This window comes from Blautia sp. AF34-10, from assembly GCF_003477865.1.
Taxonomy (GTDB): Bacteria; Bacillota; Clostridia; order Lachnospirales; family Lachnospiraceae; genus Fusicatenibacter; species Fusicatenibacter saccharivorans.
The window spans coordinates 116,751-124,644 of the sequence record NZ_QUED01000008.1; the positions used below are offsets into that span (position 1 = coordinate 116,751).

Annotated in this window: 12 protein-coding genes and 1 pseudogene; all 13 read left to right on the plus strand. The window is 39.9% G+C overall.

Going from position 1 to position 7,894, the window contains the following annotated elements; genetic code table 11:
* The first annotated feature begins 239 nt into the window (after positions 1-239).
* Positions 240-1,025, plus strand: a complete 786-nt coding sequence (locus DWZ60_RS07065; RefSeq protein ID WP_118142723.1) for a ParA family protein — start codon at positions 240-242, stop codon at positions 1,023-1,025.
* Positions 1,015-1,920, plus strand: coding sequence for a ParB/RepB/Spo0J family partition protein (locus tag DWZ60_RS07070; RefSeq protein WP_118142724.1), 906 nt, complete (start codon positions 1,015-1,017; stop codon positions 1,918-1,920). Before DWZ60_RS07065 ends, DWZ60_RS07070 begins: the two co-directional genes overlap by 11 nt.
* Complete coding sequence (locus DWZ60_RS18630; RefSeq protein WP_015524546.1) at positions 1,917-2,051, plus strand: hypothetical protein; 135 nt, start codon at positions 1,917-1,919, stop codon at positions 2,049-2,051. Before DWZ60_RS07070 ends, DWZ60_RS18630 begins: the two co-directional genes overlap by 4 nt.
* Before the next feature lie 4 nt (positions 2,052-2,055).
* The gene (locus DWZ60_RS17475) at positions 2,056-2,223 is read left to right on the plus strand and encodes a hypothetical protein (RefSeq protein ID WP_165853758.1); all 168 of its coding nucleotides are present in this window, start codon (positions 2,056-2,058) and stop codon (positions 2,221-2,223) included.
* The gene (locus DWZ60_RS07075; RefSeq protein ID WP_022068206.1) at positions 2,213-2,524 is read left to right on the plus strand and encodes a DUF6050 family protein; all 312 of its coding nucleotides are present in this window, start codon (positions 2,213-2,215) and stop codon (positions 2,522-2,524) included. The genes DWZ60_RS17475 and DWZ60_RS07075 overlap by 11 nt, the downstream gene beginning before the upstream one ends.
* Before the next feature lie 129 nt (positions 2,525-2,653).
* Positions 2,654-3,052 (plus strand): hypothetical protein, encoded by a 399-nt coding sequence (locus tag DWZ60_RS07080; protein WP_044921493.1) that lies wholly within the window; start codon positions 2,654-2,656, stop codon positions 3,050-3,052.
* Between the two features lie 13 nt (positions 3,053-3,065).
* Positions 3,066-3,464, plus strand: coding sequence for a single-stranded DNA-binding protein (locus DWZ60_RS07085; protein ID WP_005344165.1), 399 nt, complete (start codon positions 3,066-3,068; stop codon positions 3,462-3,464).
* Between the two features lie 13 nt (positions 3,465-3,477).
* Entirely contained in the window at positions 3,478-3,870 is a 393-nt protein-coding gene (locus DWZ60_RS07090) for a hypothetical protein (protein ID WP_055060295.1), read from the plus strand.
* Positions 3,863-4,741, plus strand: coding sequence for a replication initiator protein A (locus DWZ60_RS07095; protein WP_117579928.1), 879 nt, complete (start codon positions 3,863-3,865; stop codon positions 4,739-4,741). Before DWZ60_RS07090 ends, DWZ60_RS07095 begins: the two co-directional genes overlap by 8 nt.
* A 9-nt stretch (positions 4,742-4,750) precedes the next feature.
* Positions 4,751-5,569 (plus strand): replication initiator protein A, encoded by an 819-nt coding sequence (locus tag DWZ60_RS07100; protein ID WP_118142726.1) that lies wholly within the window; start codon positions 4,751-4,753, stop codon positions 5,567-5,569.
* Entirely contained in the window at positions 5,569-6,363 is a 795-nt protein-coding gene (locus DWZ60_RS07105; RefSeq protein ID WP_118142727.1) for an ATP-binding protein, read from the plus strand. Before DWZ60_RS07100 ends, DWZ60_RS07105 begins: the two co-directional genes overlap by 1 nt.
* A gap of 82 nt (positions 6,364-6,445) precedes the next feature.
* Entirely contained in the window at positions 6,446-6,937 is a 492-nt protein-coding gene (locus DWZ60_RS07110; RefSeq protein ID WP_118142728.1) for a PcfB family protein, read from the plus strand.
* Positions 6,934-7,797: pseudogene (locus DWZ60_RS07115) on the plus strand (type IV secretory system conjugative DNA transfer family protein); the annotation flags it as partial. The gene DWZ60_RS07110 and the pseudogene DWZ60_RS07115, both read left to right, overlap by 4 nt.
* Positions 7,798-7,894: the final 97 nt, after the last annotated feature.

Consider the following 7,894-nt stretch of genomic DNA (forward strand, 5'->3'; position numbering starts at 1 on the left):
TTAGTCCTAAATAAATTTCGTAACCAATCAACGAATTTATGAAGGAAAGGCCTCTCTTTTATAAATAACACAGTACAGAAGTAATAGAATTTCAGAACTCTGCTGAGATGTATTTACTATACCACGAAAGCGGTGATAATTGAATAAAAATATATTTTGGACTGAATTAGCTCGCATGAGATTTATATCTCAGCTGTCTGATTCAGTCTTTTTATTTAACAAGAAAGAAGGGAAAGATTATGGCAAAAGTAATTTCTATTGTAAACCAAAAAGGGGGAACGGGAAAATCAGCATGTACAGCTAATTTAGCAGTAGGATTAGCACAAAAGAATATGAAAGTGTTAATCGTTGATGCCGATCCACAGTCTGATGTATCCGCAGGATTTGGATATCGTGATTGTGATGAAAGTAATGAAACACTTACAGCTCTTATGGATACAGTAATGAAAGATGAAGATATTCCTTCAGACTGTTATATCAGGCATCAGGCAGAAGGAATAGACATTATCTGTTCTAACATTGGACTGGCAGGTACGGAAGTACAGTTGGTAAATGCAATGAGCAGGGAATATGTATTGAAACAGATTTTATATGGTATCAAGGATCAATATGATGCAATTATCATTGATTGTATGCCATCATTGGGAATGATCACAATCAATGCACTGGCTGCATCAGATGAAGTACTAATTCCGGTTGAAGCGTCTTACCTGCCAATCAAAGGATTGCAGCAGTTATTAAAAACAATCGGTAAGGTCCGTAAGCAAATCAATCCGAAGCTGCAAGTCGGTGGAATTCTGTTTACGATGGTCGATGCTCATACGAATGATGCCAGGAATAATATGGAACTTCTCAGAAATGTATATGGAAGTCAAATTCATATCTTCGATAATTATATTCCATTTTCTGTAAGAATGAAGGAAGCAGTCAGAGAAGGACAGAGTATTTTCTCTTATGATCCGAAAGGCAAAGCTACAGAAGCTTATCGGAGAGTGACGGAGGAGGTGCTGAAAGATGCCATCTAAAAAAAGAGCAACTCCCGTTTCCTTACAGCCGCTTGATGCATTGTTTGGAACAAACGAAGAGACAACCAATGGAATTAGTGAGATAGCAATAGGAAGTCTTCATCCATTTACGAATCACCCGTTTCAAGTAAGAGATGATAAGAAAATGGAAGAATTAGCGGAAAGTATTACACAATATGGCGTGTTGGTTCCTGGTATTGTGCGGTTGAGAGAATCCGGTGGTTATGAGCTGGTAGCTGGTCATCGGCGAAAACGAGCATGTGAACTTGCTGGACTAGAGAAAATGCCGGTTATCATCAAAGATCTAACAGATGATGAAGCGACGGTGATTATGGTAGATTCCAACATTCAACGAGAAGAGCTGCTGATCAGCGAAAAGGCATTTGCTTATAAAATGAAATATGAGGCGTTAAAGCGTCAGGGAAAACGATCTGATTTAACTTCTTGCCAAGTTGGCAAGAAGTTGGCGGCAGAAGAAGTCAGTCAGAATACAGGAGATAGTTCCAGACAGATTCTTCGATATATTCATCTGACAGAGTTAGTAGCAGAGCTATTAGAATTGGCAGACGAGAAGAAGCTTCCCTTTAACACAGCTGTTGAACTTTCTTATTTGAGAACTGAAGAGCAGCAGATATTATTTCAGTATATGAGTAATCACAATATGGTACCTTCCATGAAGCAGGCAAAGGAATTGAAGCAGATTTCAAAAGAGCGGATGTTGACGTATTCAGAAATTGACCAGATTTGCATGAATGAAAGTACTGAAAAAGTTCAGGTGCAGATTCCGGCGAAGAAATTGAAACAATATTTTCCAGATACATATACAAAGACTCAGATGGAAGAAATTATATTTATGCTTCTGGCATCGTGGGCAGAAAGAGAGGGTAAAGAATGAGCAATGAAGATATGGCAAGTAGAATACAAGTCTATCTGAAAAAGATAGAAAAGATACGTGTTAAACGGATAAAAAGAGAGAAGTTTAAACATTTGTTGAAAACATTAGGATTATCAGCAGGAAGGAAGTGAAAGTATGGCTTTAAAAATTGTACGAAGATATGATGCGAACGGAAGGGAGCTTACGGAGAAAGATCTGGAAACCTTTCGATTGGATTCTCCTGTGGTTAGAGAAATATTGGCAAACCTTAATCGGGAGGTGGCGGAAGGAATCAGACAGAGGGAGAAAAAAGATGACGATTGAAGATGTAATTAAAAAATCGATTCTGCCACTGGCATTTATGGTATTCTGGTTTTGGATGACAAAAACAATTATGAAGGTCAGTGGACAGACAGATTGGTTCTGGTGGGTATTTATTGCTGGACTTCCATTTGGAATACATAAAATGCGGTTGATTCTGATTCCGAGAGGAATGGATACCACAGCAACACTTGGGATGGCTGCATTAAGTGTCATCATTGGAGCATTGATTGGAAGTATCATGATTCCAGTGTATGTGATTAGAGCAATATACGTGTTTATACGGTATGTCATTGGAAAATAGAATATTAGATTGATAAGAGGCAGGCTTGCGAAAACAAAAATCGTAAGTCTGCCTCTTTTTTTGTGCTTAAAACCAGGCAATTCAGGGGAAGTCCCTTTTGTAAATATATATTCTTGGAGGATTTTTAATATGAGAGAGCGAATTGAAAGTAAGCATGTAACTAAGGAAATCAAAAGTCAGATGCCAGTAATTCCGGTGGAAATTGTTAAAGAAAGAGGCTGTACGTTCTGCCCGTATTATCTGGGCAATTATGAGAAACAGCCACGTTGTATGATGAAAACCTGTGCCTGGGATGATGAAAATGAACGTTTCCATCCAGTTCTTCGTGAACTGATCCCATTTTACAAAGAGAAGATGGAAAAAGCAGAAGAAAAGTTCCTTGCAATGAAAAAGATTTATACAACACTGTTAGGAATGTTTGCCGATGAAATGAAGCAAGAAGAGTTGGAAAAAGATGAATGTTACGGATGTGCCTATGGAAAATGTGGACCATGTATCGGCATCTGTTACAAATCAATGAAAGCATAGGAGGGTTAAGCCAATGAATACAACAGTTATTTCCGGGCGATTGGTAAGAAATCCCGGATACAACGAAGTGGAGAATGAAAAAGGACTTCATAAGATTGCCAAGTTTGTTCTGGCAGTCAGAAGAAATTATTCCGATGAAGTCAGTTTCATTCCGGTAAAGGCTTTTGCAAAGAAAGCAGAATTTGCCAGAGATTATCTGATGCAGGGCACGAAGGTCATGGTGGAAGGCGAGATTGTCACAGGTAATTATGAAGATAAGGATACCGGGAAAAAAATTTATACCACCGAAGTGTATGCAAACCGGATTGAATTCGCAGGTGCAAAAATGGTTGACAGACCACCGTTTCCAGAAGATGCGGAAGGGTTCTTAGAGATCCCAGAGGGCATGGAAGAAGAAATGCCGTTTAGATAGAGGAGGATAAAAGATGGTTTCAGTAGATCAGGCGTATATGGTAGGGCATATGAAAAATGCCGATGGAAGTATCAATAACAAAAATGTAGTGCTGTCAGCAGCATGTGAAGCAGCGGAACTGTTCCAGTGCATGATGTCAGTAAATCAGAAACTGGAGGACTGGCAGAGATTTAACCACACCTTGGAGCAGCATCTTAGAAGTGTGGAATGTGAGAAAATCCATGATATCTGTCAGGCAGTATATGGAATGAAACATCCGTCCGATGAACTGGAAGGATTGTATCTGGCAAGAGAGGATGAACAGATATGCCTTCTGTACTATCAGGTATTTGTAGGGATGTTGGAAATCAATATCAATTCAGCTGAAGTGCTGTACAAACAGAAGGAGGAAACAATCAATGAGTAAGATGGAGTATATGCCGGTAGATTGTCTGCAGGTGCCGAAGGTGCTGTTCCAGATGGAAAAATACAAAAATCTGTCAAATACAGCAAAGATTTTATACAGCTTATTTCTGGATCGTTTGAAATTTGCGGTGCAGAATGATTGGGTAGATGGTAAGGGGGATTTGTATGTAATCTATCCAAAAAGTGAAATGAAGAAAGACCTGAATACAACTAGATATGGGGTAGATCAGGCAGTACAGGAACTGGTGGATGTTGGAAATCTGGTGCGTATCATTCCGAACAATGGAAAGGCAAACCACTTTTATATCAACGATATTTATGAAAATGAGATGGAGGAAGAATCAATGATGACATTAGACAGCATTATGGCAAATATGCCGATGGAAGAAAGAGAAATCATTATGGACAAAATGGTGAAAGCATCCAGAGATATTCTGGAAACAATTGCAGATATGGGATATCTGGATGAATATGAGACACCACTGACTTCAATGGAAGAAAGAAATTATCGAGATGAGCTGGGACAGCTTGATGTTGATCAGATTTCCTGTGATGGCTATGAATTTGGCATGGATCTGGCGTTTGGAATTCTTGAAGAGAATGAGGAAAATGCTGATAGAGTACTGGATATTCAGCAATATGTGAACAGGCAGAATAAAAAGTGTTCAAAAAAGAAATTTATGAAAGTTCTGGAGACTCTGGTACACGCAATAGGAAATGATGAAGGATTTATTGCCGATATGTATGCGTGTGATAAAGAGGCTAGGAAAATCTATTTGGAAGAAGCGATGAATGCATTCAATTATGTGCTTGATGAATTATGTCATGGTACAGGCAGTGCTGCAAATTGTGATTTTGATGTAGAAGAGTAGGAAAATATTATGGCAGATTTTGAATATTTCAGAGCAGAAGAATCTGACCAGTTTTCTTTCTTTCGGATACCAAAAGCTCTGTTCACAGAAAAAGAGTTTGCAAGCCTGTCCACAGACGCAAAGCTTCTTTACGGAATTCTGCTTGATCGAATCAGTCTATCCAAGAAAAATGGCTGGATTGACAGTGATGGTTATGTCTATATCATTTACACGATTGCAGAATTGCAGGAGCTGTTGCGAATGTCGCATACAACAGTAACAAAGCTTCTTTATGAGCTTGACAGTGTGCATGGAATTGGATTGATCGAACGGTATCGGCAGGGGAATAATCGTCCTTCTGTCATATATGTGAAAAATTTTGTGAAACGGATCAGAGGAAAGCCAGTAAGATACGTTGCTTCTGGAACGCCAGAAACTGGAAATCCAGACTGCAAAGAATTGGAAATCCGGATTGCAAGAAACTGGAAGTCCGGAACGCAAAAAAATAGAAGTCCGGACTGCAAAAATCTGGATGGAAGTAATACTAAGATAAATAAGACTGAAAAGAATCATACTGATAAGAGTAATGGCAATACTCCCGCGTTGGAAGAAAAATTCAGTCTGTATGGGAGATTTAAAAATGTTGTTCTGTCGGAAGCTGAACTGCGGGAGTTGATGATGCTTTTTCCATGGGATTACCAGAAACGAATTGATCATCTTTCTGTTTATATGAAATCCAGTGGAAAAGAATATCAGAACCATTTTGCAACAATCTGTCTTTGGGCAGAACGGGATGGAGCCAGGGCAGGAATGGATAAATATGAATTTCAGGAAGGAGAAAGCCTGTGATGGAAAATAAAGTAACAGCAGATTATCTGGACAAAGAGGGATGTCTTCATTGTGGCATCTGTGGAAAAAGAAAACAGATGAAAGTCAGTCTGATGGGATTTGAGCATGTAGTGTCCTGTTTGTGCGAATGCGAGGTGAAAGCCAGACAGGAACTGGATGAAAAGATGCAGTGGGAAGAAGCACAGCGGCTGCTTTATCAGAGAAAATCCGTCGGACTTCGGGAAAGAAGATTCTGGGAATGGAAATTTGAAAATGACAATGGAAGCAACCAGAAGACACTAATTGCCAGGCAGTATGTAGAAAACTGGACAGATATGAAGAGAAAAAATGTAGGATTGCTTTTGATGGGACCAGTTGGAACTGGGAAAAGTTTCTTTGCAGGCTGTATTGCAAATGCACTTTTGGAACAGGGAGAACGTGTCATGATGACGAATTTTTCCAGGATTTTAAATGAAATGACCAGCTATCAGGCAGATAAGAACCAGATTATACAAAATCTTGTGGATTATCCGCTGCTGATTATTGATGATTTAGGAATAGAACGAAATTCTGAGTTTGCTTTGGAGCAGGTCTATAATGTGATAGACAGCCGCTATTGTAAAATGCTTCCGCTGATCGTAACAACGAATCTGGGACTGAATGAAATGAAATCCACAGATTTGGATACTGCCCATCAGCGTATTTACAGTAGAATACTTGAAATGTGTGTTCCCATCTATTGTGGTGGAGAAGATAAGAGAAAAGAAGAAGGAACAGAAAAACTCGTACAGGTGCAGAACCTGATTACCGGTTAATTTGTCTTTTTTTATTAAAGGGGGTGATTGCCATGATTACAGATCTGGACAGCAGTTGAATCGCTGAAAGGAGGGAAAAGTCATGCAGGAAGAGGTAACTCAGAAAACGGTCACGTTCTGTATTCGGGCTACTAAGATTACGGCAGACCTGTTGAAAAAGGTTCTTGTTGCGTATCTGCGTCATCAGAAGCAGAAATCAGTAGAGAAGAAAGCACAGAAAAATCAGCCGAAACAGGGAAAGGTCACGGTAAAAGAGCTGGCAAAACAGAATGCCGGGATGGTCAATATCGAGATCACGGACAAAAATATCAAGTCCTTTGAACGGTATGCCAGAAAATATGGGATCAATTATGCTCTGAAAAAAGACAAGAGCAAAGAACCTCCGGTTTATCTGGTATTCTTCAAGGGGCGTGATCAGGATGCACTCAATGCTGCTTTCCGTGAGTTTTCCCAGAAACAGATTCAAAAAGCGAATAAACCTTCCATTCATAAGCGTCTTGCAGCTTACCGGGCAATGATGCAAAAGAAGACGAAGGACAAAGTAAAGAACCGGCATCAGGAGCAGAGTCGATGAAAAAGAAAAGCGGCAAAACTCTGATGCAGAAGTGGAAGAATAAAATCGGGGGTAAGCTGTCCGCCCTGGATAAAAAGAAACTGGTTCTTACAAATATCCCTTATGCTCTGGCTGCTTTCTATGCAGACCGGGCATTTTTTCTTTACCGGAACAGTCCGGGAGAAGATATGGGGAACAAACTATTATATGCAATGGAACACGCAGACCGGATTTTTGCAGGTTTTGTGTTAAGCAATAACTGGAAAGATCTGCTAGCAGGTATTGTTGTTGCAGTCGTTCTGAAAGTGTTGGTCTGGCAGAAACAGGCAGACGCAAAGAAATTACGGAAAGGCATCGAGTATGGTTCAGCTAGATGGGGAACCGCAGAGGATATCAAGCCTTATATGTCGGAAGATCCCTGGATGAATATTCCATTGACAGCAACAGAAGCATTGACTATGGAAAGTAGACCTAAACAGCCAAAGTATGCAAGAAATAAAAATATAGTGGTCATTGGCGGCAGTGGTTCCGGAAAAACTCGATTTTTCGTTAAGCCGTCAGTCATGCAGATGAACTGTTCCATGGTCATTACAGATCCGAAAGGCACTCTGATTGAGGAGTGCGGGAAGATGTTAGCAAAGGGACCACCTAAGAAAGATAAGAATGGAAATATTATGAAAGATAGATCTGGAAAAGTAGTTCATGAGCCATATGTGATTAAGGTTCTGAATACTATCAATTTTTCCAAATCGCTTCATTACAATCCATTTGCTTATATACGGTCTGAAAAAGATATCCTGAAGCTGGTGACAACAATCATTGTTAATACCAAAGGCGAAGGGGAAAAAGCTTCCGAAGATTTTTGGGTGAGTGCGACACGTTCGCAGGCGGTAAAAAGTCTGCGCACAGTGTTGGTTTATTAAATAATAACCAGTCTGTGAACTGGTAATCCGATAGGTGGAATGATGGGGTAACGCC

Coding starts and splice junctions, on each gene's coding strand:
- DWZ60_RS18630 (WP_015524546.1), top strand. CDS start 1,917: ATGAGCAATGAAGATATGGCAAGTAGAATACAAGTCTATCTGAAAAAG.
- DWZ60_RS17475 (WP_165853758.1), top strand. CDS start 2,056: ATGGCTTTAAAAATTGTACGAAGATATGATGCGAACGGAAGGGAGCTT.
- DWZ60_RS07095 (WP_117579928.1), top strand. CDS start 3,863: ATGAGTAAGATGGAGTATATGCCGGTAGATTGTCTGCAGGTGCCGAAG.
- DWZ60_RS07080 (WP_044921493.1), top strand. CDS start 2,654: ATGAGAGAGCGAATTGAAAGTAAGCATGTAACTAAGGAAATCAAAAGT.
- DWZ60_RS07065 (WP_118142723.1), top strand. CDS start 240: ATGGCAAAAGTAATTTCTATTGTAAACCAAAAAGGGGGAACGGGAAAA.
- DWZ60_RS07105 (WP_118142727.1), top strand. CDS start 5,569: ATGGAAAATAAAGTAACAGCAGATTATCTGGACAAAGAGGGATGTCTT.
- DWZ60_RS07110 (WP_118142728.1), top strand. CDS start 6,446: ATGCAGGAAGAGGTAACTCAGAAAACGGTCACGTTCTGTATTCGGGCT.
- DWZ60_RS07090 (WP_055060295.1), top strand. CDS start 3,478: ATGGTTTCAGTAGATCAGGCGTATATGGTAGGGCATATGAAAAATGCC.
- DWZ60_RS07070 (WP_118142724.1), top strand. CDS start 1,015: ATGCCATCTAAAAAAAGAGCAACTCCCGTTTCCTTACAGCCGCTTGAT.
- DWZ60_RS07075 (WP_022068206.1), top strand. CDS start 2,213: ATGACGATTGAAGATGTAATTAAAAAATCGATTCTGCCACTGGCATTT.
- DWZ60_RS07100 (WP_118142726.1), top strand. CDS start 4,751: ATGGCAGATTTTGAATATTTCAGAGCAGAAGAATCTGACCAGTTTTCT.
- DWZ60_RS07085 (WP_005344165.1), top strand. CDS start 3,066: ATGAATACAACAGTTATTTCCGGGCGATTGGTAAGAAATCCCGGATAC.